Below are 26090 nucleotides of genomic sequence, written 5' to 3'. Positions count from 1 at the left end.
GTATGGTTCAACTTGCCCAAGTTAGACGAGGCACGGTTCGATTTGGTTCCACTTCAGGCCGGACGGATTCCTGATCCAGTTCAAGACGGGAAAGGCGATTTGAAGGATGTCAGGCGACGCTGGTCTCGATGCGCACGCCGCCCTTGAGCGTCAGCGTCACCGGCGTTTTCTCGGCGATTTCGGCCATGCGGGCCTTCTGATCGGCGTCGAGCGCGCCGTGGAAGGTCAGCACGCGCTTGATCAGCAAGGCGCCGTCGGCGGCGGGCGCCAGGTGCAGCGCCACATCGACCGCCTCCATGGGCCACTGCTTGCGGTCGGCGTACATGCGCAAGGTGATCGCCGTGCAGGAACCCAGCCCGGCAAGGATGAAGTCATACGGCGCCGGACCTTTATTGGCGCCGCCGTTGCGCGGCGGCTCGTCGCCGGTCAGCGCGTGGCCGCCGACCTCGATCGATGTCTTATAAATATCCCTGCCGATGCGTGCGACGCCTTGTGCCATGGTCATTCTCCTTGGCGCCATTTTATCGCGCCCGACCCGCGCCGGAAGCACGATTCGCCTCCGCCAAAAGCCAGAAGCGCGCATGGTGTTTCGGCGGCAACGCTTGGAAACAACGCTTTGCGTGCGCTTTCCTTGTTTCCGCAAGCTTCATATTGGTAAAGATTTGTAAATGGCAATAATTGGCATGGGCCTTCTGTAAAATAGCAGGCTTCCGACATTAAATAAGACGGCGCCGCCCGGCGGCCCGCCAGCCTCATGCAAAAGAAGCAAAAGAAACTCCTGTCCCAGTGCCTCACCGGCGGCTCGCTCGGCGTGCTGCTGGCCGCCCCGCTCGGCGCCCTGGCCCAAACCACGGTTGAAAAACCCGCCGCAAAACCGGCACCAGCCAGCACCACGGCCGCGCCCGCGAAGGATGCCGCCGTGGTGCCGTCCGTCACCGTCGCCGGCGAGCGTCCGACCAACCGCATCGACCGCCAGGTGTACGACGTCAAATCCGACGTCTCGAGCACCAACGGCACCGCCGCCGACGCCCTCAACAACGTGCCGTCGGTCGCCGTCGATCCGGACGGCACCGTCACCCTGCGCGGCAGCAGCAATGTGCAGATCCTGGTCGACGGCAAGCCGTCGGCCATGCTGCAAGGCGAGAACCGTGGCGCCGCGCTGCAAGCGATGGGTGCCGACGATATCGAGTCGGTGGAAGTGATCAACAACCCCGGCGCGCAGTTCGGTAACGAGGGCGGCGGCGGCCCCATCCTCAATCTGGTGATGCGCCGCAACCGCAAGCCGGGCGGTTTCGGCACCGTCAACGCCAACGCCGGCAAGGACGGCCGCTACAACAGCGCCGTCAACGGCAGCTACAACGAAGGCGCCTGGGGCTTCCAGGGCGGCCTCAACGTGCGTCACGACGGCCGCGATTCCACCGCCGAGGTCAGCCGCGACCGCCTCGATCCGGCGACCGGCGCGTTCGTCCACAGCAGCCAGTCGTCGGTCGGCAAGGGCCTCAACGACATGGTCGGCGCCAACGGCACCGTCAGCTACAACCTGAACCAGACCGACACGCTCACCGGCAGCGCCTCCTACAACGGCCGCACCAACGACCAGCGCGGCACCGACCGCTACCTCAACGGCGCCACGTCGTTCAGCCCGGAGCGCGACTACGTGCGCACGACCGCGCGCGAAGGCGACAGCCGCAACTACAGCTGGGGCGGGCGCTACGACCACAAGGGCGAACTGCCGGGCGAATCGCTGAAGATCGACCTGCGCGTGTCCTCGTCGGACAATGAGAACGACAGCAACTACGCCAACGATTACGCCACCCCGGGCTTCATCGACACGCGCGCCTTCCAGCACAGCGACACCACCATCAAGGTGGTCGACTTCACCGGCGACTACGAGCGCCCGCTGTGGGGCGGCTCGGCCAAGGCCGGCTACAAGGCGGCCAGCACCAAAAGCACCTTCGACACGCTGTACACGGACATCGATCCACTGACGTCGGTCGCCATCGTCAACCCGGCGCGCACCAACCGCTTCGAGGTCGACGAAAAAGTATTGGCCTTGTACGCCTCCTACCAGATGCGCCTGAGCGAGAACTGGGGCGCGCTGGCCGGCCTGCGCACCGAGTACACCGACATGGACATCCGCCAGATTACCAGCGGCACGCAGGACAAGAACAGCTACGTCAACTTCATTCCAAGCCTGTTCGCGACCTACAAGGTCAACGAGACGGCCAATATGCGCTTCGCCTACGCGCGCCGCATCCGCCGCCCCGGCGCCAGCGACCTCAATCCCTACCAGGTCTACCGCGATGAATTCAACGTCTCGGCCGGCAATCCGCAGCTGATGCCGACCAAGACCGATTCGTTCGAAGTGGGCTACGAGACCAAGGTCGCCGGTTTGGAGACCAACCTGCGCGCCTACTACCGCGAGGATTCGGACGCCATCGTCGACTACCGCTATTTCATCGCCAACAACGTGCTGCTGACGACCAAACAAAACGGCGAAGGCAGTCACTCGAGCGGACTGGAATTCACCGTCAGCGGCAAGCTGCTGCCCAATTTGACGATCAACACCAGCGGCAACCTGGCGCGCAGCCAGCAGCGGTCGCAGGACGACACCGGCGTGTATAGCACGCGCACCGCCAATTCGCTGAGCGGCCGTTTGCGGCTGAACTACCAGTACAGCGCAGCCACGCAGATGCAGATGGCGTTGCAGATGATGGGCAAGACCTTGTCGGGCCAGGGCTACCGTTCGCCGAACCGCACGCTTAATCTCAGCGCGCGCCACGCGCTGACGCCGCAACTGAGCCTGGTGGCCAACGTCACCGACGTGCTGGATAAGAACAAGATGGAGACGGTCATCAACAGCAGCACCTTGCGCGAGACAAGCACCAGGCGCTTCGATGGACGCGTGTTTTATGTGGGATTGTCGTACCGCTTTGGTGGGCCGGGAGGCTCGTCGACGGAGCGCGAAGGCGGCGGCTTCGGACCGCGCATGGGGCCGGGGGGGCCGGGCGGCCCTGGCCCCGGCGGCGGCCCGCCGGGCGCGTGATGCCGGGGGACCGCCGATACGTGTCGCCGACGGGCGACACGGTGCCGATTTACTTCACCACCGCCAGCTTCTCGCGGGTGGCGTTCTTGAACGTGTAGATGGTCAGCACGCCATCCTTCACGTCGCCGCGCGCATCGAACGCGATATTGCCGGTGACGCCCTTGTACTGGATCTTCGCCAGCTCCGGCAGATACCTGGCCGGATCGGGCGAGCCGGCCTTGCGCATCGCCGCCACCATCGTCATCAGCGCGTCGTAGGTATAAGGCGCGTACGTCTGCACCTCGATCCCATAGCGCTTTTTATACGCGACGCGGAAATCGGCCATGCCTTTTTCCTGCGACGGCTCCACCCCGCCAGCCTCCGCGCAGATCACCTGCCCGTCGCTCATCGCGTTGCCCGCCAAACGCGGCACCGAATCCGAGCACATGCCGTCGCCGCCCATGAACTTGATCGGGATCGCCAGTTGCTTCATCTGGCGCAGCATCGGGCCGGCCACGGCGTCCATGCCGCCGAAGAAAATCATATCCGGCCTGGTCGCTTTGACCGCCGTCAGGATGGCGCTGAAGTCGGTCGCCTTGTCGTTGGTGAACTGGGTCGACACGATGCTCGATCCGGATGCCGCGCCGCCGCGCTTGACGTTCTTGATGAATTCATCGGCCAGGCCCTTGCCGTAGGCGGTGCGGTCGTCGATGACGGCGATGCGCTTGGCCTTGACCTGCTGCATGGCGTAGCGGGCAAGCGCGGCGCCCAACTGCTCGTCGTTGGCGACGTTGCGGAAGGTGGTGTTGTAGCGCTGGCGCGTGTACTGCGGGTTGCTGGCCGACGGCGATATCTGCGGAATGCCGGCGTCGTAGTAGATCCGCGAGGCCGGGATCGAGGTGCCGGACGTCTCGTGTCCGATCACGCCCTGCACTTTGGCGTCCACCAGTTTCTGCGCGGCGGCCGTGGCCTGCTTCGGATCGGCGGCGTCGTCCTCCGCCTGCAGCACGATCTTGTATTTTTTGCCGCCGATGACCACCCCCTTGGCGTTGAGCTCATCGACCGCCATGCGGGCGCCGTTTTCGTTGTCCTTGCCCAGGTGGGCGATCGGGCCGGAAGTGGCCGCCACATGACCGATTTTAATGATGTCTTCAGCCTGCGCGGCGGGCGCGCCGGCGGCCAGTGCCAGCGCGACGGCGCCCGTGATCGTCGTTGTCTTTAATACAGTTGCTTTTGTTGGGAACTTCATACAATCCTCGTGGGTTAAACTTGGCAAGGATACCATCCGACACCAGACTCTGCATTCCGTGCGTTGCTGCTGGTATAACTGAAGTAAAATAATTCACCGTAACATTTGCTTCAGGGATATCAATATGGAAATTTCCCAACGCATCGCGCGTATCAAGCCGTTGGCCACCACGGCCATGCACGGCCGGGTCGACGCCATGAAGGCGCGCGGCGAGGATGTGATCGATTTTTCCATCGCGATCTCGCATTTCCAGGCCCCCGAAGCGGTGCTCGAAGCGACGCGCGCGGGCCTGCGCCAGCCATCGCTGGCCTACACCGCCGTCGTCGGCGACGCCGCGATCCGCGCCCGGCTCGCCGACAAGGTTGTCAAGGAAAACGGCATCGGCGCCACGCCGGCCGACATCCTGGTGACCAACGGCGCCAAGCAGGCGCTGTACCAGGCTTTATATGTGATGGCCGATCCGGGCGACCGCGTGATCATCTTCAGGCCGCACTGGCCGGCCTACGTGGCGACCAGCAAACTGCTCGGACTCGAACCGGTGCTGGTCGACCTGCCGGACGTGATCACGGCCGAACTGCTCGATAGCCTGCCGCCGGCCAAGGTCCTGATCGTCAACAACCCGCACAACCCCACCGGCGCGGTACTGACGGCCGCCGAAATCGACTGCATCGGCGCCTGGCTCAAACGCACCGGCACCCACGCCATCGTCGACGAGAGCTACGAGAAACTGATCTTCGACGGCGCGCATATCAGCCTGGCCTCGCGTCCGGACTGGCGCGAGATCGGTGTCGTTACGCTGTTTTCGGCGTCGCAAAGCTACGCCATGATGGGCTGGCGCGCCGGCTTCGCGGTGGCGCCGCCTGAATTGGTGTCGGCGATGGAAACGCTGCAAGGCCCGATCACCGCCGCCGCGCCGATGCTGATCCAGCTGGCGCTGGCGGCGGCCTTCGAATCGGGCGAGCCGCGCGCGATGCTGGCCGACTACCGCGCGCGCCGCGACCTGGTGCTCGACCTGAGCGCCGGCCTGCCGTGGCTGACGATGCGCTGCCCGGCCTCCGGGCCGTATCTGTGGGCCGACGTCTCGCCGCTGACGATGGACACCACCGCGCTGTCCGAGCGGCTGCTGGCCGAGCGCTCGGTGGCGGTGATGCCCGGCGAGGCGTTGGGCGTGCCGGGCCACATCCGCATTGGCTACATCTCGGACGATGTGGCCACGCTGCGGCGCGGCGTCAAAGCCATCGTCGACTTCGGCAACGCACTGTACCGCGCGCACTGACCCGCTGTGGCCTTTCTCCTCTTCCAACTCAATAGCCTGCGCAGCCGGCTGATTTTACTGGTGGCGCTGGCGATCGCGCCGATCGCCGTGATGACGGTCGTCAGCGGGGTGCGCGAACGCCAACACGCCATCCGCGTGGCCGAGGAAAACCTGCAGCAGCTGACCAACCTGGCCGCCGCCAACGAAGCTCAGTCGATCGAAAGCGCGCGCCAGATCCTGCGCGACCTGGCCAGCGTGCCCGATTTGATGGGCGACCAGGCCCACTGCAGCCGCCTGCTGGCGAACATCCACAAGCAGAATCCGGACTACGCCAACTTCGGCTTGATTCAGCTGAACGGCGATGTCACCTGCACCGCCATCCCCTCTAAAACGGTGGTCAACCTGGGCGACCGCACGCATTTCCGCCGCGCCGTCCATTTGCGCCGCTTCGTCGCCGGCGGCTACGTCTTCGGCCGGGTGATCCAGAAGCACACCGTCAACCTTACCTATCCGCTGCTCGACGAGGGCCAGCAGGTCCAGGCCGTAGTGTTCGCCGCGCTGGACCTGACGAAACTCGATCGCTTCGTCGCCGACATCCAGCTGCCGCCCGGGTCCCTGCTGATGACCGCCGATTCCGAAGGCAACATTATCGCCCGCAAGCCGCACCCCGAGCAATGGTACGGCAAACAGGTGTGGCCGGCGATGCGCGCGGCCATGGCCGGCGAGCCGGGAAAACCGGTGCTGCTGACAGGGCCGGACGGCATCGAGCGGCTGCACCGCTTCGCCCGGGTCGGCAACAACGGGCTGTCCGACTACACGGTCACGATCGGCATTCCGGCCGACGACATCACCGCCGTCGCCCGCCGCGACCAGAAGCTCGACTTGCTGGCGTTGACGGCCACCCTGATCCTGGCGCTGCTGGCGGCGTGGTTCGTCGGCGACGTGCTGGTGCTGCGCCGGGTGAAGCGGCTGGCCACCACCGCCAACAGCATCGCCTCCGGCACGCTGGCCGCGCGCAGCGGCATCACCTACGGCAACGAGGAGATCAGCGAACTGGCGCGCGCACTCGACGCCATGGCCGCCGCGCTGCAGGAAAAGGAGCGGCAGCACCTGCTGGCCGAAACGCAGCTGCGCCAGGCCGACCAGCGCAAGGACGAATTTTTGGCGATGCTGGCGCACGAGCTGCGTAATCCGCTGGCGCCGATCAGCGCCGGCGCCCAGCTGCTCCAGAGCGGCAACGCCAGCCCGCAGTCGGTCGAACGCACCGCCGGCATCATCGTGCGCCAGGTGACGCACATGACGCGGCTGGTCGACGACCTGCTCGACGTCTCGCGCGTCACGCGTGGCCTGGTGACGTTGACGCGGGTACCGCTGAACGTCGCCGACGTCGTCGCCGACGCCATCGAACAGGCCGACCCGATGATGCGCGCCAAGCAGCACCGCTTCGACCTGGTGCTGCCGGAGACGCCGCTGCAGGTCATGGGCGACCATAAACGGCTGGTGCAGGTGCTGGTCAATGTGCTCAACAACGCGGCCAAGTACACGCCGGCCGGCGGCGCCATCCGCCTGCTGGTGCGCGCCGAGGCGGGCGAAGTCAAGATGGTCGTCAGCGACAACGGCATCGGCATGTCGGACGAATTGCGCGGGCGCGTGTTCGAACTGTTCGCGCAGGCCGACCGCAACTCCGACCGCTCGCAGGGCGGCCTGGGACTGGGACTGGCGCTGGTCAAGACGCTGGTCGAACTGCATGGCGGCACGGTGGTCGTCGACAGCGGCGGCGACCAGAAAGGCAGCACCTTCACCATCAAGCTGCCCGGCGCGGCGGGCGCGCAGGCGCCGGTGGCGGCCAAGCCGGTGGCCGCGCCGCAAACGAAGCTGCGCGTGCTGGTGGTCGACGATAACATCGACGCCGCGCAAACCTTGCAGCTGCTGCTGGAGACCGTCGGTCACGAGGTCTTCCTGGCGCACACCGCCCATGCGGGGCTGGAGATCGCCCAGGCGGTCGGGCCGCAACTGTGCCTGCTCGACATCGGCCTGCCCGATTTGAGCGGCAACGATCTGGCGCGCGGGCTGCGCAAGCTGCCGCAGACCGCCAACGCCACCCTGGTGGCGGTGACCGGCTACGGACGCCGCGAGGACCGCGAGCTGGCCAAGGACGCCGGCTTCGATCACTATTTCGTCAAACCGGTCGATGTCGATGGCTTGCTCTCGGTGATCGCCACACTCCGTTGAACCTCCACAGGAATTCCATGCCCCGACTCCGCCTCACCGTCTGCACCATGCTGGCCTTGGGCCTTTCGGCCTTTCCTGCCCTCGCCCATGCCCAGGATGAGCAACGCACCATGGCGCGCATCGCCGCGCAACCGGCGGTGAAACGGGCGCTCGCCTACATCGAAAAGAACGAGCCGACGACCACCGCCAACACGCTGGCGATCAACGCCATCCCGGCGCCGACATTCGCGGAGTCGGCCCGCGCCGCAGACTACGCGGCGCGCATGAAGGCTGCCGGGCTGCACGACGTTCACCTGGACGAAGCGGGCAATGTGCTGGGCACCTATCGCGGCGCGGGCAAGGGTCCGACCATCGTGCTGGCCGCGCATCTCGACACCGTCTATCCGGCCGGCACCGACCTGACGGTGCGCGAGAAAGATGGCCGCTTCTACTCGCCCGGCATCGCCGACAACGCCCGATCGCTGGCGGCGGTGCTGGTCATCGTCTGCGCCATGCGTGACGCCCGCGTGGCGCCCGTGGGCGACATCCTGGTGGTCGCCAACGTCGGCGAGGAAGGCCTGGGCGACCTGAAAGGGGTCAAGCACCTGTTCAGCCAACGCCAGGACATCAAGGCCTTCGTCGGCCTCGAGCCGGCGCTGGGCGCGGACGGCGATCCGGTGACCCACATCGGCACCGGCAGCCGCCGCTTCAAGGTGACCGTGCGCGGACCCGGCGGGCATAGCTACGAGGGCTTCGGCCTGCCGTCGGCGGTGCATGCCGCCGGCCGCGCGATCGCCCGCATCGACGATCTGCGCGTGCCGGCCGAACCCAAGGTGACATTCAACGTCGGCGTGATCCAGGGCGGGCAATCGATCAACAGCATCGCCGCCGAAGCGAGCATGCTGGTCGACATCCGCTCGGCCGACGCGGCGTCGCTGGCCGAGACCGAGCGGCGCATCAAGGCGGCGATCCAGCAGGGCGTGGACGAGACCAACCAGCGCTGGAACAGCAAGGCGATCGTCGCCGACATCGTGTTGATCGGCGACCGCCCGGCCGGCCAGATGACCAAGGACGCAAAGATCGTCAAGCTGGCGCTGGCGGCGGCAAGCGCGCAAGGCCGGCCCGCGCTGCTCGACAGCCCCCATTCGACCGACGCCAACCTGCCGATGAGCCTGGGCATCCCGGCCATCACCATGCCGGCCGGCGGCAGCTCCGGCGGCTACCACTCGGAAAAGAACGAGTGGTGGGCGCCGACCAACGCGTTCGCGGCGCCGCAAAATGTCATGCTGACCCTGCTCGGGCTGGCCGGGGTCCAGGGCACCGCGCCGCCGGCTATGCCTTAAGTTAGACTGTACAGTGCGGTGCATGGCAGTGATAATGGGAATCATTCCCATTTATTTTCATTCCCATGCCCCTTGCATTGAACACCACCACCGCCTGCGTTTTGTCCGCCCTCTCCGTGCTCGCGCCGTCCGCGCGCGCGCAAACCGAACCTGAACTGCAAACGGTCGTCATCAGCGCCAGCGCCGACGCCTCGGCCGCCGGCCTGTCGAAGGCTTTCGCCGGCGGCCAGGTCGCCAAGGGCGGGCGCATCGGGCTGCTTGGCAACATGGACAACATGGACACGCCGTTCAACAGCACCAACTACACGCAGCAGTTCATCCAGGACCAGCAGGCGCGCAGCGTGGCCGACGTGCTGCAAAGCGATCCGTCGGTGCGGGTGGCGCGCGGGTTCGGCAATTACCAGGAGATGTACATCATTCGCGGCTTCCCGGTCGCTTCGGACGATCTGGCCTACAACGGCTTGTACGGCGTGCTGCCGCGCCAGTACATCGCCGCCGAACTGCTGGAGCGCGTCGAAGTGTTCAGGGGCGCCAATACCTTCCTCAACGGCGCCTCGCCGTCCGGCGGCGGGATCGGCGGCGCGATCAACCTGCTGCCCAAGCGCGCGCCGAACGTTGCGCTAACCGAAATCAGCGCCGGCCTGCAATCGGGTCGGCAAACCCACCTGGCCACCGACATCGCGCGCCGCTTCGGCGACGAGAACCGCGTCGGCCTGCGCTTCAACGCCGTGCAGCGCAAGGGCGGCACCGCCATCGACGACGAACACCGCGAGTTGCAACTGGCCGCGCTGGGCGCCGACTATCGCGGACGCGGCTTCCGGCTGTCGGCGGATCTGGGCTGGCAGGACAGTAAGCTAAGCAACGCCCGGCCCGCGGTCAACGTCGCCGCCGCGCTGCCGATTCCAGCGGCGCCGGACGGCGGCGCCAATTTCGGCCAGCCGTGGGACTACTCCAGCGAGCGCGATGTCTTCGGCACCCTGCGCGGCGAGTGGGATGTGGCCAGGGACGTGGTGGCGTGGGCCTCGTTCGGCGCGCGGCGCGGCCATGAACTGAATCGGCTGGCCAGCACCCTGAACCTGACATCGAGCTCCGGCGCCGGCAACATGCGCCGCTTCGACAACGCCCGCGAAGACCATATCAAAACCGGCGAACTGGGATTGCGCGCCGCGCTGCGCAGCCGTCCCATAAGCCACAAACTGGCGGTGACGACGACCGGCTTCGATCTCGATTCGCGCAACGCCTACGCGACATCGGCCTACCAGGCGACGTCGCTGTACAACCCGCCGGCGATGGCCTTGCCGGTCCTGACCACGTTCGGCAACGCCATGTCCGATCCGCGCACCACCAACAAGGTGAAGCTGGTCAGCGGCGCGGTGGCCGACAGCATGGGCTTCCTCGACGACAGCGTGCTGCTGACGGTCGGCGTGCGCCATCAAAGAATTCGGCAGACCGGCTACGCCTACAATACGGGCAGGCAGAACGCCGATTACAGCGAAAGCGCCAACACGCCGATCGCGGCGCTGGTCTACAAGGCGTCGAAACAGGTGTCGCTGTACGCGAACTATATCGAGAGCCTGCAGCAAGGGGCGGTGGCCGGATCGACCGCCGTCAACGTCGGCCAGATCTTCGCGCCGTACAAATCGCGTCAGAAGGAAGTGGGCGCGAAGTACGACGGCGGCCGCTTCGGCGCCAACGTCGCGCTGTTCACCACCAGCCAGCCGCAGGGCGTGCTGAACCCGGCCAGCAAGGTGTTCGGCATCGACGGCGAACAGCGTAACCGTGGCGCCGAATTCTCGGCCTTCGGCGAACCGCTGCGCGGCCTGCGGGTGCTGGGCGGCGTGACCCTGCTCGACGCGACCCAGGAGCGCACGGCCGGCGGCACGACCGACGGCAAGGACGTTATCGGCGTACCGAAATCGCAGGTCAATCTCGGCGTCGATTGGGATGTGCCGGGCATGCCTGGCCTGAGCCTGTCGGCGCGCGCGCTGCACACGGCATCGCAAGCGGTCAACGCGGCCAACACGCAGGAACTCCCGTCGTGGAACCGGCTCGACGCCAGCGCGCGCTTCCAGCTCGATCTGGACGGCCGAACCTACACGCTGCGCGTCCGCGTCGACAACCTGACCGACAAGAGTTACTGGGCCTCGGCCGGCGGCTCGCAGGGCACCGGCTATCTGGTGCTGGGCGCGCCGCGCAGCTTCGCGCTCACGGCAAGCACGGAGTTCTAGCCAGCACCTTGGCGGCCAGCGCCAGGCCGCTCAGCCAGGCGTCTTCCACGCGGCCGCCGCCGAGCCAGTCGCCGCACAGGCCGACCTGCACCGCCGGCAGCCACACGGCCTGGCGCGAGGACGCCGCGCCGGCCTTGGCGTAGCGCCAGCGGTGCGCGGTGACGCCTAGCGGCGCCGGACCGCCCAGCTTTGCGAAGGCCTCCAGCAGCAGCGCCGTCACAACCGCCTCGTCGTCCTCGATATGGGCGGCGCTCCACTCCGCGCTGGCCTGAAGCACCCAGACCTCGCTGCCGGCGCGCCCCGGTTTTGAACTGTCGCGCGCGATCCAGCGCAGCGGCCCGTCGTTGATGAAGGCGGCGTCGTAGCCCGGCGTGTGGGGCTGCGCGAAACGCAGCATCAAGGTCCAACTCGGGAGCATGGCGACCGCGTTCGACTGCATCGCCGTCAATGGCAGCAACGGTTCCAGCAGCACGGCCGCCTGCGGCGCCGGCACCGCAAGTACCAGCGCGTCGTAGCGCTCTGCGTGCAGTCCCTGCTCCTTCGAATGCAGGCGCCACCCCTCCGCCTCATGCCGCATATCGTCGATGGTGACGCCGCTGTGCACCTGCAGGCTGGCGGCGAGCCACGCCGCCGGAGCGCTCATGCGCGGCACGCCGACGAAGCGCGCCACGCTGTCCGGCTCCGCCCGGCCGCCGCCGCCGATGACGGCGATCTTCGGTTCCCACAGCGCCGCCACGCCGGCCGCCTCCCAGCGGGCGACCTCCTCGCGGAAGGCGTTGTCCCGCACCGTGAAGTATTGGGCGCCGTGGTCGCACTGCCAGCCGTCGGCACGCCGGGTGCTCATGCGACCGCCCGGTCCGCGCGCCTTCTCGAACACGGTGACGCGGCAACCCGCGTCCTGCAAATGCCGTCCGCAGGCCAGGCCGGCCAGCCCGGCCCCGACCACCGCCACATTAAGACGTGTTTCAGACATGGCGATGAATCCTCTTCGTTATAAAGTCGCAAGTATAGAGAGAAGAATGCGGCGGAAGAAGGCTTGGCGGCCTTTTGGCGGTTCAATTTCGGTTCATGCGACGCGATGACCCGCAAAATGCTAGAATGCGCAAAATAGACGAAAGAGGAGCAGCATGTCGAAAGCGGAACAAAAAACAGAATCGAAGCCCACCGGCTATCGCAGCGGCGTGGCCGCGCGGCTGGCGGGCCTGCCCGTGGAAACCCTGCGCGTATGGGAGCGCCGCTATGGCGTCTCCGACGTCGACCGCTCCCCGCATGGCCAGCGCCTGTACTCGGCCGACCAGGTCCGCCGGCTGGGCCTCCTTAAACGCGTGGTCGACCAGGGACACGCGATCGGCACCGTGGCCCGGCTTGCGGCCGACGAATTGATCGCGCTGGCCGGCGCCGCGCCCTCGCCCGCCGGCCCGGGCGCGATCACGCAAACGCTCAAGATCGCCGTCGCCGGCGCCGCGCTGGCGCGCCGCCTTGGCGCCATCCGCACCTCGCCGGAACTCGATATCGTCGCGAGCTGCTTCCAGCTCGAAGGCGCGGCCGAGGCGATGGCCGGCGTGTCGGCCGACGTGCTGCTGATCGAATCGTCCGAGATGAGCGCCGACGCGCTGCCGCAAATCCAGGCCGCGCGCCGCGCGATGCAGGTGCGCACGGTGGTGGTGCTGTACCGCTTCTGCGACAGCGCCACCGTGCGCCGCCTGCGCGAACATGGCTGCCTGGTGGCGCGCGCGCCGTCCGACGCCGCCGAGGTGGCGGTTTTATGCAGCACGGCGCTGACCGGCGCGGCGCGTCCGCCGCCAGGTCCGCTCACGGCGCCGCCGCCGCGCCGCCTCGACGACCAGGCGCTGGCCGCGCTGTCGTCGGCCTCCTCCAGCATCAATTGTGAGTGCCCGCGCCATCTGGCGGATATACTGATGATGCTGGCCAGTTTCGAGCGCTATAGCTACCAGTGCCAAAATCGCAATGCCGGCGACGCGGCGCTGCACGAGGACCTGGGCCGCAGCGCCGGCCACGCGCGCGTGATGATGGAGCAGGCGCTGGAACGATTGGCGTACGCCGAAGGCCTGCCCCTGCCCGACAAGCAGTGAAACCCCGCCGCACCCGTAGCTGTAACCGCAGTTGTACTCATTATTTGAATTTCTGATTGGACTACCGCATGACCACCGAGCAGCTTCCGGCATATCGCCCTGCCACCACCACCGCCTCCGAGCGGATCCGCGCACGCCTGATCGCCAGCAACACGCGCTTTCACGCCAACGACAATATCGCCGCCTACATCGAACCGGGTGAACTGGACCAGCTGCTGGACGAAGTCAGCGGCCATATGCAGAAGGTGCTGGAAAGCCTGGTCATCGACACCGTCAGCGACCATAACACGCAGGATACGGCGCGCCGCGTCGCCAAGATGTACATGAACGAGGTGTTCGGCGGCCGCTACGTCGACATGCCGCCGGTGACCGAATTCCCCAACGCCGCCAACCTGAACGAGTTGATGATCATCGGCCCGATCACGGTGCGCAGCGCCTGCTCGCACCATCTGTGCCCGGTGATCGGCAAGGTGTGGATCGGCGTCATGCCGAACCAGCACTCGGCCCTGATCGGCCTGTCGAAGTACGCGCGCCTGGCCAGCTGGATCATGAGCCGGCCGCAAATCCAGGAAGAGGCGGTGGTCCAATTGGCCGATCTGCTGCAAGAGAAAATGCAGCCGGACGGCCTGGCCGTTATCATGGAGGCGGACCACTTTTGCATGCAGTGGCGCGGCGTCAAGGACATGGATGCGCGCATGATCAATAGCGTCATGCACGGCTCGTTCCTGAAGGACCCGGCCCTGCGGCGCGAGTTCCTGTCGCTGATCAAACGCTGATATCACGGGAGAATACGAATGCTCGTCCGACTTTTATACGCCAGCCGCGCGGCCGCCGACACCCAAACGGGCGCCGTCACGGCCATCATGCAGCACTCGCATGCCTATAATCCGAAGCACGGCATCACCGGTGTGCTGTGCCATAGCGAACGCGCCTACCTGCAGGTGATCGAGGGTGGGCGCGACCAGGTCAACCGCCTGTACGGCGAGATCTTGCGCGACACGCGGCATACCGACGTGGTGCTGCTGCATTACGAGGAAATCTGCGAACGGCGCTACTCCGGCTGGACCATGGGGCAGACCAATTTGAACAAGCTCAATCCGGGCACGTTGCTGCGCTACTCGGCGACGGCGGAATTCGACCCGCATTCGCTGTCGGGGAAAAGCTCCTTGGCACTGATCGATGAGTTGATGGCGGCAGCGGCGGTATTGGGCCGCGCCTGAACTTTCACAGTCATCATCCATCTTAAAGCCAGCCCTGGCGCCATTTGGCGCCATCGGCCAGTTCGCGCCACGGCATGGTTTGCCGGCGGCGCGAGTGCACTGCCTCCAGCACGATATCGACCACCGCGCCGCCCTCTTCGGAAGGCTCGACCACCTCCACCACCATAAAGTGCTTTTCTTTATCGGCTGGCGTAACGGCCGTCCATTTGCTCAACCTGAGTTTTTGAGAACTCAGCCGAATTGCCGGTTTGCTCGGGGTTTCCAACATCGCTGTTACTCCAACTAGATTCACTGAACCGCCATTGAACCATTTTTGCACGCGGACCGCAACGTGCGCACTGGACGACCGGATAGTCTTCCTCTAATGTGGCTCGCACCATGATCTCCCCGCCAAACACCCTGCTCTACTGGTTCCGCAACGACCTGCGCCTGTCCGACAATCCAGCCCTGCGACAGGCATGCGCGCGGGCGACGCGGCTGCTGCCGGTGTTCTGCATGCCACCTGCGACCGGCACCGCGTGGGGCTTCGAGCGCGTCGGAGCGCACCGACGGGTGCTCCTCGCCTCGGCATTACAGGAGCTACAGCAAACACTGTCCAAGGCCGGCAGCCGCCTGCTGGCGCTCGACGGCCCGCCGGCCGACGCCTTGCCCCGGCTGGTCCGTGAGACCGGCGCCACCGCCATCATCTGCGAAGACATCGCCGCCCCCGAGGAAATGGCCGAGGTGGCAGCGCTGCGCAAGGCCGGCATCGACGTCCGGACGCACTGGCAATCCACCATGCTCGACCCGGCTGGTTTGCCCTTCGCACCCGCCGACATGCCGAACCAGTTTACGGAATTTCGCCGCGCGGTCGAAAAATCGCCTGCGCGCCCGGTCGCACCGTTGTCCGCTCCGGCCATCATCCCGCCACCACCGGACCACGCGCCAACCGGCGCCGCGTTGGGCGAGGCAGGCACCGGCGGTGGCGAGGCCTCGGCGACCGCGCACCTCGCCCGCTACTTCAGCGGCAACCTGCCCCACACTTACAAGACCACCCGCGACCAACTCAACGGCGCCGACTTTTCAACCGGATTTTCGCGCTGGCTCTGGAGCGGCGCCGTCTCGGCACGCACCATCGACACCAGGTTACGCGCCTACGAGGAGCAAAACGGGGCAACCGACAGCAGCTACTGGATACGATTCGAGCTACTGTGGCGCGATCACTTCCGCTTCCTTCATCTGAAGCATGGAGCGGCGCTGTACCGCAAACGCGGCTTGCTGGCGACGCTACCCGCACAGCCGGCGCACGACGATGAAAAGATGCTGCGTTGGCGTGAAGGCCGAACCGGCCAGCCATTGGTCGACGCCGGCATGCGCGAACTGGCGGCCACCGGCTTCCTGTCGAACCGGATGCGCCAGATCGTCGCCAGCTACCTGATCTACGAACTGGAATGCGACTGGCGCGCCGGCGCGGCCTGGTTCGAAGCGCAGTTGATCGACTACGATGTCTATTCGAATCAGGGCAACTGGCTTTACATCGCCGGCCGCGGCACCGACCCGCGCGGCGGCCGGCGCTTCGACCCGGAGCGGCAGGCGCGCGTCCACGACCCGGACGGCACTTATCAACGCCTGTGGAGCGACGCATGACGACGCCAGATCAACCAACGCTGAAGCTGATTCTGGGCGACCAGCTCAACTGCCGGCACAGCTGGTTCTCGCAGCCAAGCGACGACGTGGTCTTCGTGATGATGGAAGTGCGCCAGGAAACCGACTACGTGCTGCACCACGCGCAAAAGATCATCGCCATCTTTGCCGCCATGCGCGATTTGGCGCGGCGGCTGCGGGACGACGGCCACCGCGTCCACTACCTGGCGATCGACGATCCCGACAACCGTCAATCCTTTCCCGCCAATCTCGATCATCTGATCGCGCACTACGGCGCGGCGGCGTTCCGCTGGCAGGCGCCGGACGAGTACCGGCTTGACCGCCAGCTGGCCGACTACGCGGCCGGCCTGGCCATTCCGGCCGCGATGGACGACACCGAGCATTTCTACACCGCCCGCGACGAGGCGGCGGCACTGTTCGAAGGCCACGACAACTGGCTGATGGAGCGCTTCTACCGCCACATGCGGCTGCGCCATAAAGTACTGGTATCGGAAACCGGCAAGCCCGCAGGCGGCCAGTGGAACTTCGACCACGACAACCGCGAAGCCTGGAAAGGCATGCCGTGGGAGCCGGCCGACCTGCGCGGCCGCCACGACCACAGCGAATTATGGAACACGATACAGGCCGCCGGCGCGCGCAGCTTCGGCCAGCCGAACGCCGGCGGTTTCGGTTGGCCGCTGAACCGCGACGAGGCGCTCGAACAGCTGGAGCGTTTCGTCAAACACGCGTTGCCGCATTTCGGCCAGTTCCAGGACGCGATGAGCTTCAAGGCCTGGCGCCTGTTCCACTCGCTGCTGTCGTTCGCGATGAACAGCAAGATGCTCGATCCGCGCACCGTGATCGAACGGGTCGAGGCGGCGTGGCGCGATGGCGCCGTGCCGCTGGCATCGGCCGAGGGCTACATCCGCCAGATACTGGGCTGGCGCGAATACGTGCGCGGCGTCTACTGGCACCGCATGCCGGGTTACGACCGGCTCAACGCCTTCGACCACACGACGCCGCTGCCGCACTGGTTCTGGTCCGGCGAGACGCGCATGCGCTGCATGGCAACCGCGATCGGCCAGTCGCTGGAGCACGCGCACAGCCACCATATCAACCGGCTGATGGTCATCGGTAATTTCGCCTTGCTGGCCGGGCTGTCGCCATACGAACTGCATCAGTGGTATCTGGGGGTCTACATCGACGCCTTCGAGTGGGTGGAGTTGCCGAATACGCTGGGCATGAGCCAGTATGCGGATGGCGGTTTGCTGGCCACCAAGCCGTATGTATCGAGCGCGGCGTATATCGACCGCATGAGCGATTATTGCAAGGGCTGCCATTACGACAAGAAGGCGCGCGTCGGCGAGAAGGCCTGCCCCTACAACGCGATGTACTGGGATTTTTTTGAGCGCAATCGGGCGTCGCTGGGCAAAAACAACCGGCTTAACATGGTGTATCTGCAACTCAAACGCATGGACAAACCAGCACTGGAGGCGCTGAAGAAGCAGGCCGCGCACACGCGCGCCACATTGGCGGATTTGTGAGAAAACACGTAGTGCGGATTAGGCGGAACGCCGTAATCCGCCATCTATGCGCCGCCGACGGCGCAGGCATGGCGGATTACGCTTCGCTAATCCGCCCTACGTGTTTTAGACGATTGCCTGGTTCAACTCATTACCGTCGCGCCGTCAGCCACTGCGCGGCCGGCAGCGCGGCCGCCGCCACCCGCACCTCGCCGATGTTGCCGAAGAAGCCGTCGGCGCGCGCGCCATCCCACGAGCCGCCGCCCACCACCCATTGCGACGTCGCCGACAGCGTCGCCAGGCCGACGACATTGCTGCTGTTACGCAGCACCGGCGCGCCTTCCACATACATCACCGTGTCGTGCGTGACCGGATCGTTGACGATGGCGATGTGCACCCACGTGCCGGCGATGATCTCGCCCGACCAGCTGGCCAGGCCGCCACGCGCGCCCACCACGTCCGGCACCACTTCCCATTGCACTTCGCGCAGGCTGGAGATGGCGAACAGCAGCGGCGGCGATTCCGGATCGCCGCCGTCGAAGCCGGCCAGGCTGCCGCGCTTGCCGTCGCGCGTCATGATGTTCATCCACGCATGCCTGGTCTTGTCCCACGCCTGGTTGATCTTGACGAAGGCTTCGATCGTGTAGCCGGTCTTGGCGAAGGTCTGGGCGTTGATCGCGGCCGTCGGGTCGGTGACGAAATAGCTCAGGCGCGGCGTGTTCTTGTCGGTGTTGATGAAGCTGACCGACCCGGGCGCCGACGACAGGCGGTGGCGGTCGCTGCTCCAGACGATATCGCCGGCCTCGGCGCCGACGATGCCGCCCTTGTTGAGCGCGTCGCGCGTCAACGGGTTGGCGCCGGTGACGTCGGCGATGCGGGTGCCGGGCGCCACCGCCGCGCCTTCGGCGCCGCCGTAGAAGCGCCAGTGCGCCACGGTCGACGCCACTTTTGGATAATCGTCCGCGTCTTTCGGCGCGGCCGCCACCACCACGGCCGGTTCCGTATAACCCTTGAGCACCAGCGCCTTGGCCTGCTCCACCAGCGACGACGCCACCGTCGCCTTGCCGGTGCCGAAGGTGGCGTTGAAGCGCGCAAAGCGCTTGGCGAAGTTGAGGTTGATGGTGAACGCTTCGTTCGGCTCGGTGAGCACGGCGCGGTCGAAGGCGTTGAGCGTGTCGGCCGGCTTCATCGGCACCCACGGCGAGAACGACAGCACCTTGATCTGGTTGTTGGTCAGGTCGAATTCGTACAGGCGCATCAAGCCGTTGCCGCCCTGGTAGTCCATCTGGTAGTCGACCACCATTTCCTCGACCGCGTTACCGAAGTTATTGGTCTTGGTCAGGCGCGCGGCGCCGTGGTGGTGGCCGTTCAATGTCATGAAGATCTGATCGTTGTCGCGGATCAGTTTTTCCCACAGCATCTTGCCGTAGTCGGTCTCCAGCGGGCTGAGCGCGTCGGCCGCGATGTTCAGCAGTTGGTGGTTGACCAGGATCACCGGCAAGGTCGGATTGTCGGCCATCACCTTGCGCGCCCAGGCGATGCCGGCGTCCGAGATGCGCCACGACAGCGACAGCACCATGAACTTTTGCTCCTGCGCGGTGAAGATGTGGTACTCGTGGAAGCCGGTGCTGTCGCGACCGCCAAAGGTGGCCTGGCGTTGCGCGCGGCGGGTGCCGAACCATTGCAGATACGGCTCGTTGGCCAGCACGCGCTGGGTGTCGGTGCCCTTGGTCTGGTCGCCGTTGTAGTCCAGGTCGTTCACGACGTCGTGGTTGCCGGCCAGGATGGAGTACGGCAGCTTGGCCACTTCCAGCACCTGCATGGCGCTGTCGGCCACCTTCCACTGCTCCGGCTTGCCGACCTGGTCGACCACGTCGCCCAAGTGGATCAGGAACGGGATGTTCAACGCGGCGGCGTTGCGCGCCACCCAGTTGGTCTGCGCGGCGAACGGCTCGTTGCCATAGTGGCGCTGATATTGATTGCTTTCCGACGAGGTCGCGTAACGCGAATAGAACTGGGTGTCCGGCAAGACGGCCAGGGCGAAACTGGAAATCTGCGTGCTCGGCGGCACGACGACGGGCGCGGTGCCACCGCCGTTGCCGGTGTTGCCGATGTCGCTATTGCCTCCGCCGCAACCCGCCAGCAAGCCGCCGACGGACAGGCCCGACGCCGACGCCAGGCCCATTTTCAGCAAGGCGCGGCGCTGCGGCTTTGGCGCGGCGGCCGGTTCGACGGAGGTTGTCGGGGAAGTGATTTCGCCTGGTTTCTTCATTTGACTGGTGCTCAAAAAAATTGTGGAGCGCTAAGTCTAGGGTGGAAGAATGACGGCCTGATGACCAAGCGCGCGCTCCCGATCAGTTATGATCGACACTTACTCGTCGCGTTCAACACCCGGGAAATAAATTGACAGCACCAACTGCAGGTAAGCGCGGCAAGGCGCCAAAGGATAGCGATTTACTGGCCGCCGCCTGCGGCATCGTCGCGCAAGACGGCTGGGCGGGACTCGCGCTGCGGCCGCTGGCGGAAAGCCTGAACGTCTCGGTCACCGTGCTGAGCAACCACTACGGGACGCGCGCCGATGTCGTCGCGGCCGTGTGCCGCACCGCCCACGCCAAGGAACAGGGCGTCTTCGCCGGCTGGCGCGCCACGCTGGCAAAGCTGGATACTTTGAGCCCCGCATTGGCGGCCGATCTGGCCGATACCATCTTGCAGGAACTGGCGGTGCGCCACCGCGACTTCTCGCTGCTGTTCCTGGAGATACTCCAGAGTGGCGGCTGGGACGAACCACTGCGCGCCGCGTTCTCGCCATGGCTGGACGAGCGCATGGGCTTCTGGGCCCAGCTCGGCGCCCGCGCGGGCCTGTCGACAGCCTTGACCGACAGCGGCTGGCTGGGCGGATACTTTGTCGACGAACTCGCCTTCAGCATCAGCCTCGACCAACAGCCGGCCTACCGGATGCTGCGGCGCCTGTGTCTGCGTCGGCTGTTCTCCGGCGTTTCCGCGTCGGCAGCGACCACCGCCGAAGACGACGCCATCTTCGCAGCCTTGTTCGATGAACTGGATTACCGCGAAGGCGAGGTCGCCGTCGGCCACGGGGTCGACGTGCCCGCCGACTGGCCGGGCAAGGCCGCGCGCGCCTGCGCCATCGCGCTCACCGAGCGCGGCGTGGGGGCCCTGACCCACCGCGCCATCGCGGCCGAGGCCGGCGTGCCGCATACAACGCTGATTTACCGCTTCGCGACCCAGCAGGATCTGGTCGTCGCCGGACTGGAATTCATCATTTCGCACGTGCTGCGCGCGGTCGACGAAGGCGCGCTGTCGGGCGATCTGACCGCCGCCCCAGACCGCATGAACAATCTTGGCGACCATGGCCTCGATGTCGGCCGCGCGACCTTTGCGCTGGCCATCGCGGCGGCGCGCATGCCCAGGCTTGCCCCGAGCGCGGCAGACATGCGCCGCCGCCGGGGCATCAACCTGGTCAAGATCCTGCGCCGCGTGTCGCCCACGCTTCCCGGCATCGATATGCTGGCGGCGCAGATTGCCTCGGTCGGCTTGATCGGCTATACCTGCACCCTTCCCCTCGCGCAAAAAGACGGGTTCGTGCCCGTGTACCGACGGCTCCTCGGCTACCTCGGAGATCGATGAGAGTTCGACCAATCGTATTTTTATATAGTTTTGAAGTTGATATTTATCGACCATTTGTAATTTAGTGGTCACAATCGGCTGTTACAGTCATGGCTTTCACACACCTATACCTCCAGGGAAAGCATGACTACGACCTCCTCTTATCGCGGCGCGATGCTGCTGTGCGCCGCCGCCTGCGGCAGCGCCTACGCGGCCGAAACCGACGCCAACCGCGCCGCCCCGTCCGCCGAGTTGGCGCCGGTGATCGTCACCGCGCAGCGCCGCAGCGAAAACCTGCAAACCGTGCCGATCGCCGTGACCGCCGTCAGCGGCAAGGCGCTGGAGGACTCCGGCTACCAGTCCGTGACCGACCTGCAATATCTGGTGCCCGGCCTGCAGTACGACCCGACCCAGGGCGCGGCGTTCCAAATTCGTGGCGTGGGCAGCCAATCGTTCGATTTTTCCAACGCCAAGTCGGTGAGCGTGGTGGTCGACGATGTGGTGATGGACGCGCAGCGCGCCAACGGCCTGATCGGCCTGGTGGACATCCAGCGCGTCGACGTGTTGATGGGGCCGCAAGGCACCTTGTTCGGCAAAAACGCCACCTCCGGCGTGATCTCGGTGACGACCGAAAAACCCGAGCTCAAACGCTGGTCCGCCAACGCCGGCGTCAGCTACGGCCAGCGCCGCGACCACCTTGTCAACGCCACCGTCAACGCGCCGCTGGGCGACAGCGCCGCGTTGCGCATCTCGGCCTTCGACCAGGGCCAGGACGGTTATGGCACCTACACCACCTTGCGCCGCAAGCTGGGCGAGGTCAAGGAGCACGGCTACCGGGCGCGCCTGCTGTTCAACCCGGGCAGCGATCTGGAAGTGATCCTGTCGAACGACTACCAACGTCACTGGGACAGCAACATCCGCACCGCCGTCTCCGGCGCGCCGGCCGCCGTCACCGCCGCGCAGCTTGCCGCCGGCGTCACGCCCGGTCCGCAAAACGCCGACAACGCCGACGCCTCGTTTGGCCAGCTGACCACCGAGGAATGGGGCACGTCGCTGCGCCTGCGCTACAAGCTGGGCGACGCGACGCTAACCTCGATCACCGCCTATCGCGGCTCGACCTTCGACAGCGATACCCCGGCCAATCTGGTGCCGCACAATATCTATGCCTACGTCCCCTACAACCGGGGCGCGCTCGACACGTCCAAGTACAGCCAGGAGATCCGCGTGGCGTCGGGCGGCGAGCGCTTCATCGAGTACGTCGGCGGCCTGTTCTACAACAAGCTCGACGCCGAGCAGACGCAGTTGCAATGGGCGACGCTCGGCGCACCACTGATCTCCCCTTCCGGCGTGCCGCTGACCCAGCTGTACACGCTGACCGGCGCCATCGGCCGCAACGGCAACGCCTCGCTGTTCGACGCCCGTAATGTCACCACGGCGGCCTTCGGCCAGTTGAAGTTCAACCTCACGCCCCAGGCCAGCATCGGCGTGGGCGCGCGCTACACGCGCGACCGCAACAGCCAATCCCTGAGCTATATCGACCTGCCGAGCGAACCGATCACCGGCGTCAAAAACACCTTCGCGGCAACCAGCGCGCCACCGCTTTATCCGGCAGGCACGGTCAGTGGGAACAATTTCTCGTACCGCCTGTCGCCGCAGTACAAGCTGTCCAAGGACGTGATGGTCTACGCCAACTACACCACGGGCTACAAACCGGGCGGCGTGGCGTTCGTCGGCAATAAATACAATCCCTACCGCGACGAAACGGTGAAGAGCTTCGAGCTGGGCGTCAAATCGGAGCTGTTGGGCCGTACGCTCAGGCTCAACGCCAATGTGTTCGCCGAAAAGTTCACGGATTTCCAGACCACGTTGATGACCATGATTCCGGGCAATCCGACCTTGCAGGCGGTGATCGGCAACGCCGGCGCGCTGCGCAGCACCGGCGCGGAAGTCGGCGTGACGTGGCGCGCGGCGCCGGCGCTGACCTTGAGCGGCTCGCTGAACTACACCAACGGAAAATACACCGACTACGTCTACGACGCCAAGACCAGCTACACCGGCAGCCGTCTAAGCAACGCGCCGCGCTGGGCCGGCAACCTCGGGCTCGACTACCAGACTTCCGTCGGCGCCAGGCTGCTGCTCAAGGCGCACATGGACTTGTCCGTCCGCAGCGAGCTGTGGACCGTCGTGGGCCAACCGGCCTATTCCCGCGTGCCGGGCTATGCGTTGGCCAATGCGCGCGTCACGCTGTCGCCGGACGACAGCGCCATCGAATACGGCGTTTACGGGCGCAATCTGTTCAACCGCTACTACTCGACCGGCTGGCAGCAATACGGCCCGCTCGGGCTGCTGCACTACACCACGCCGAACGCCTACCGCACGGTTGGCGTATTCGCCAAATACAATTTCTAGGGAGCGGGCATGAATACGAAACTATTGATACTGGCCGCGCTGCTGTGCTTGCTAAGCGGGGGTGTGGTCGCCGCAGCCGTCGCACCCGTCGACGCGCCCGACCTGCCGGACACGCTGCGCATCAACCAGGTCCAGGTGCTGGGCACCCACAACAGCTACAGCCAGGGACTGGACCCGCACGTCTCGGCGCTGTTCGAGGAAAAGCTGGGCAAGACCCTGGACACCGTCATCGACCGCATGTCGCCGGCCGCGCGCGCGCTGTTCACGGAGGAGCATCCGAATCCGATGATCCCCGGCGAGATGTTGAAGTATGCGCATCCCGGCCTGGCAGCACAGCTCGACATGGGCGTGCGCAGCCTCGAGATCGACATCAATCCCGATCCCGCGGGCGGCCTGTACTCTTCCCCGGTCGCCTATCGGATGCTGCGCGAACGCGGTGTCACCGATCTGCTGCCGTTCGACGATACCGGCCTCGACAAGCCCGGCTTCAAGGTGCTGCACATTCCGGACATCGATTTCCGCAGCAGCTGTCCCACGCTGCGGCTCTGTTTGCAACAAGTGCGCGCGTGGTCGGAGGCGCATCCGCGCCACGTGCCGCTGTTCCTTCTGATCGAAGCGAAGAACCAGGACATGCCCATCCTGCCGGGCGCCACGCGCACCGTGCCGTTCACGCCGGCGCTATTTGACGATCTCGACCGCGAGCTGGTCGAGGTGATGGGCCGGGAGCGCATCATCACGCCGGACGACGTGCGGGGCGACTACCCGACGCTGAACCAGGCGGTCCGCGCCGGCAACTGGCCGACCTTGGGCGACGCGCGCGGCAAGGTGGTGTTCATGATACTAACCGCCAACGGCCCGGGCACGACCGCCGACTATCTGAAGGGCCACCCATCCTTGCGCGGCCGCATGGCCTTCCTGCGCGCGCAGCCCGGCGAGGAGCACGCCGCCTTTCTGATGTACGACAACGCCCTGCTAAGGTCAGCCGAGATCAAACGCTATGTGCAGGAAGGCTACCTGATCCGCACCCGCACCGACATCGAAACCCACGAGGCCAAGATCAACAGCCTGGAGCGCGCCAACGCCGCCTTCGCCAGCGGCGCGCAAATGGTCTCCACCGATTTCGAGGTGCCGGGCAACGGCTACGGCACCAGCTATGTCGTGCGGCTGCCCGGCGGCGGGACGGCCCGCTGCCGACCGCATTCTCCGGACACCTGCAACCCGGCTGGCCGCTAACTACCCACACGGGGGTCAAGTCTAACATTCGTACACGACCTCAGCCTCTCATGTTCGCGATGTGACATTACTGGACCGGGCGCGAACTACTTTTGCGTTCGATCAGCAACGCTCGATGCTCGCCTGCTAGATTGAGGCGATGGCCCGACCACTTAGACTAGAATTTCCCGGCGCACTCTATCACGTCACTTGCCGTGGCAACCGACGTGAGAGCATCTTTCGCGACCGGACAGATCGTCGCGCATGGCTTGAGGAAGCTGAACGGATGTGCAAACGGTTTCATTTTATGGTCCATGCGTTTTGCCTCATGACGAACCACTTCCATTTACTCATCGAGACGCCCGAAGGCAATCTCGGGCAAGGCATGCGTCAACTAAACAGCGCGTATTCCCAACGTTTCAATCGCCGCCACGACTTGGCCGGGCATGTGATGCAAGGCCGCTACCACGCCGTCCTCGTGCAGAAGGAGAGCTATCTACACGAGCTGGCGCGCTACATCGTCTTGAATCCCGTCCGCGCCGGCATTGTCGATTCGCCAGAGAACTGGGAATGGAGCAGCTACCGCGCCATGTTGAGCAAGCGGCCGCCCCCCCTCCTGGCTCACGCAAGACTGGCTGCTGGCCGGCTTTGGCCCTGACCACCCAACGGCCATCGATGCCTATCGAAACTTCGTGATGGCGGGAATTGGCGCGGCAAACCCGTTAGAGAATGTTTCGTTTCAATGTATTCTTGGCGACGAGGCGTTTATCGCAGAGCATCGGAAATCGGTCGAGGAGCTCGTGTCGGAAGAGGTTGTCAGAACGCAAAGGCGTGCGCTGGCGATGTCGCTTGATGAGTATCAGCTGAGATTTTCGCCTCGCGATATGGCCATGGCGCAGGCGTATCGGTCGACGGCCTTTTCTATGAATCAAATTGCCGCCCATTTTGGCGTATCTGCCCAGACCGTGAGCCGTGCAGTCGCCGCGCTGGAAAAAAAATGGGGGCGTCGACGGCGCTTAGGATGAGATCGTGCACGAATGTTAGACTTGACCCCAGCTAGCGCGCTGGCGTGCGG

General features: G+C 65.6%; 20 protein-coding genes. 15 read left to right on the top strand and 5 right to left on the bottom strand.

Going from position 1 to position 26090, the window contains the following annotated elements; genetic code table 11:
- Positions 1-109 precede the first annotated feature (109 nt).
- On the bottom strand, positions 110-499 hold the full coding sequence (locus AC0IYS_RS14695) for an OsmC family protein (protein ID WP_471705839.1): 390 nt from the start codon (positions 497-499) through the stop codon (positions 110-112).
- Between the two features lie 255 nt (positions 500-754).
- On the opposite strand from AC0IYS_RS14695, the gene AC0IYS_RS14690 reads away from it, so the two are divergent.
- On the top strand, positions 755-3046 hold the full coding sequence (locus tag AC0IYS_RS14690; protein WP_471705838.1) for a TonB-dependent receptor domain-containing protein: 2292 nt from the start codon (positions 755-757) through the stop codon (positions 3044-3046).
- Positions 3047-3095: 49 nt separating this feature from the next.
- Here the strand turns inward: AC0IYS_RS14690 and AC0IYS_RS14685 are convergent, their stop codons facing one another.
- Positions 3096-4274, bottom strand: coding sequence for a branched-chain amino acid ABC transporter substrate-binding protein (locus AC0IYS_RS14685; protein WP_471705837.1), 1179 nt, complete (start codon positions 4272-4274; stop codon positions 3096-3098).
- A gap of 124 nt (positions 4275-4398) precedes the next feature.
- Between AC0IYS_RS14685 and AC0IYS_RS14680 the strand changes: the two genes are divergently transcribed.
- The 4 genes from AC0IYS_RS14680 (at position 4399) to AC0IYS_RS14665 (ending at position 11311) form a co-directional block, all read left to right on the top strand.
- Positions 4399-5550 carry a pyridoxal phosphate-dependent aminotransferase gene (locus AC0IYS_RS14680; protein ID WP_471705836.1) on the top strand — a complete coding sequence of 384 codons (1152 nt, stop codon included), beginning with the start codon at positions 4399-4401 and terminating at the stop codon, positions 5548-5550.
- 6 nt (positions 5551-5556) lie between these two features.
- Positions 5557-7761, top strand: coding sequence for an ATP-binding protein (locus AC0IYS_RS14675; RefSeq protein WP_471705835.1), 2205 nt, complete (start codon positions 5557-5559; stop codon positions 7759-7761).
- 17 nt (positions 7762-7778) lie between these two features.
- Positions 7779-9083: a M20/M25/M40 family metallo-hydrolase gene (locus AC0IYS_RS14670; protein WP_471705834.1), complete on the top strand. Its 1305-nt coding sequence runs from the start codon at positions 7779-7781 to the stop codon at positions 9081-9083.
- A 65-nt stretch (positions 9084-9148) separates the two neighbouring features.
- On the top strand, positions 9149-11311 hold the full coding sequence (locus tag AC0IYS_RS14665) for a TonB-dependent receptor (protein ID WP_471705833.1): 2163 nt from the start codon (positions 9149-9151) through the stop codon (positions 11309-11311).
- On the opposite strand, the gene AC0IYS_RS14660 is transcribed toward AC0IYS_RS14665, so the two are convergent.
- Complete coding sequence (locus AC0IYS_RS14660) at positions 11289-12284, bottom strand: NAD(P)/FAD-dependent oxidoreductase (RefSeq protein WP_471705832.1); 996 nt, start codon at positions 12282-12284, stop codon at positions 11289-11291. The genes AC0IYS_RS14665 and AC0IYS_RS14660 overlap by 23 nt on opposite strands.
- Positions 12285-12438: 154 nt before the next feature.
- On the opposite strand from AC0IYS_RS14660, the gene AC0IYS_RS14655 reads away from it, so the two are divergent.
- The 3 genes from AC0IYS_RS14655 (at position 12439) to AC0IYS_RS14645 (ending at position 14624) form a co-directional block, all read left to right on the top strand.
- Positions 12439-13404 carry a MerR family transcriptional regulator gene (locus AC0IYS_RS14655; protein ID WP_471705831.1) on the top strand — a complete coding sequence of 322 codons (966 nt, stop codon included), beginning with the start codon at positions 12439-12441 and terminating at the stop codon, positions 13402-13404.
- A gap of 68 nt (positions 13405-13472) precedes the next feature.
- Positions 13473-14180 carry a GTP cyclohydrolase I gene (gene folE / locus AC0IYS_RS14650; RefSeq protein WP_471705830.1) on the top strand — a complete coding sequence of 236 codons (708 nt, stop codon included), beginning with the start codon at positions 13473-13475 and terminating at the stop codon, positions 14178-14180.
- Between the two features lie 18 nt (positions 14181-14198).
- The gene (locus tag AC0IYS_RS14645; protein WP_471705829.1) at positions 14199-14624 is read left to right on the top strand and encodes a BLUF domain-containing protein; all 426 of its coding nucleotides are present in this window, start codon (positions 14199-14201) and stop codon (positions 14622-14624) included.
- A gap of 22 nt (positions 14625-14646) precedes the next feature.
- On the opposite strand, the gene AC0IYS_RS14640 is transcribed toward AC0IYS_RS14645, so the two are convergent.
- Positions 14647-14838 (bottom strand): TIGR02450 family Trp-rich protein, encoded by a 192-nt coding sequence (locus AC0IYS_RS14640; protein ID WP_471705828.1) that lies wholly within the window; start codon positions 14836-14838, stop codon positions 14647-14649.
- Positions 14839-15002: 164 nt separating this feature from the next.
- Here AC0IYS_RS14640 and AC0IYS_RS14635 point away from each other — a divergent pair, with 164 nt between their 5' ends.
- Both AC0IYS_RS14635 and AC0IYS_RS14630 read left to right on the top strand, forming a co-directional pair.
- Positions 15003-16250, top strand: coding sequence for a DASH family cryptochrome (locus AC0IYS_RS14635; protein ID WP_471705827.1), 1248 nt, complete (start codon positions 15003-15005; stop codon positions 16248-16250).
- On the top strand, positions 16247-17791 hold the full coding sequence (locus AC0IYS_RS14630) for a cryptochrome/photolyase family protein (RefSeq protein ID WP_471705826.1): 1545 nt from the start codon (positions 16247-16249) through the stop codon (positions 17789-17791). Before AC0IYS_RS14635 ends, AC0IYS_RS14630 begins: the two co-directional genes overlap by 4 nt.
- A gap of 130 nt (positions 17792-17921) precedes the next feature.
- Here the strand turns inward: AC0IYS_RS14630 and AC0IYS_RS14625 are convergent, their stop codons facing one another.
- Positions 17922-20042 (bottom strand): LamG-like jellyroll fold domain-containing protein, encoded by a 2121-nt coding sequence (locus AC0IYS_RS14625; RefSeq protein WP_471705825.1) that lies wholly within the window; start codon positions 20040-20042, stop codon positions 17922-17924.
- Positions 20043-20173: 131 nt separating this feature from the next.
- Between AC0IYS_RS14625 and AC0IYS_RS14620 the strand changes: the two genes are divergently transcribed.
- The 5 genes from AC0IYS_RS14620 (at position 20174) to AC0IYS_RS14600 (ending at position 26040) form a co-directional block, all read left to right on the top strand.
- Positions 20174-21415 carry a TetR/AcrR family transcriptional regulator gene (locus AC0IYS_RS14620; protein WP_471705824.1) on the top strand — a complete coding sequence of 414 codons (1242 nt, stop codon included), beginning with the start codon at positions 20174-20176 and terminating at the stop codon, positions 21413-21415.
- 123 nt (positions 21416-21538) lie between these two features.
- A complete protein-coding gene (locus AC0IYS_RS14615) occupies positions 21539-23803 on the top strand; it encodes a TonB-dependent receptor (RefSeq protein ID WP_471705822.1) in 2265 nt (754 codons plus the stop codon).
- A gap of 9 nt (positions 23804-23812) precedes the next feature.
- Positions 23813-25036, top strand: coding sequence for a Ca2+-dependent phosphoinositide-specific phospholipase C (locus AC0IYS_RS14610; protein WP_471705821.1), 1224 nt, complete (start codon positions 23813-23815; stop codon positions 25034-25036).
- A gap of 139 nt (positions 25037-25175) precedes the next feature.
- Positions 25176-25673: an REP-associated tyrosine transposase gene (locus AC0IYS_RS14605; protein ID WP_471705820.1), complete on the top strand. Its 498-nt coding sequence runs from the start codon at positions 25176-25178 to the stop codon at positions 25671-25673.
- A gap of 37 nt (positions 25674-25710) precedes the next feature.
- Entirely contained in the window at positions 25711-26040 is a 330-nt protein-coding gene (locus tag AC0IYS_RS14600) for a MarR family transcriptional regulator (RefSeq protein WP_471705819.1), read from the top strand.
- Positions 26041-26090 lie beyond the last annotated feature (50 nt).

The sequence above is a fragment of the Duganella sp. AC237 genome, from assembly GCF_979254035.1.
This window is presented reverse-complemented; position numbering and strand designations above follow the sequence as displayed.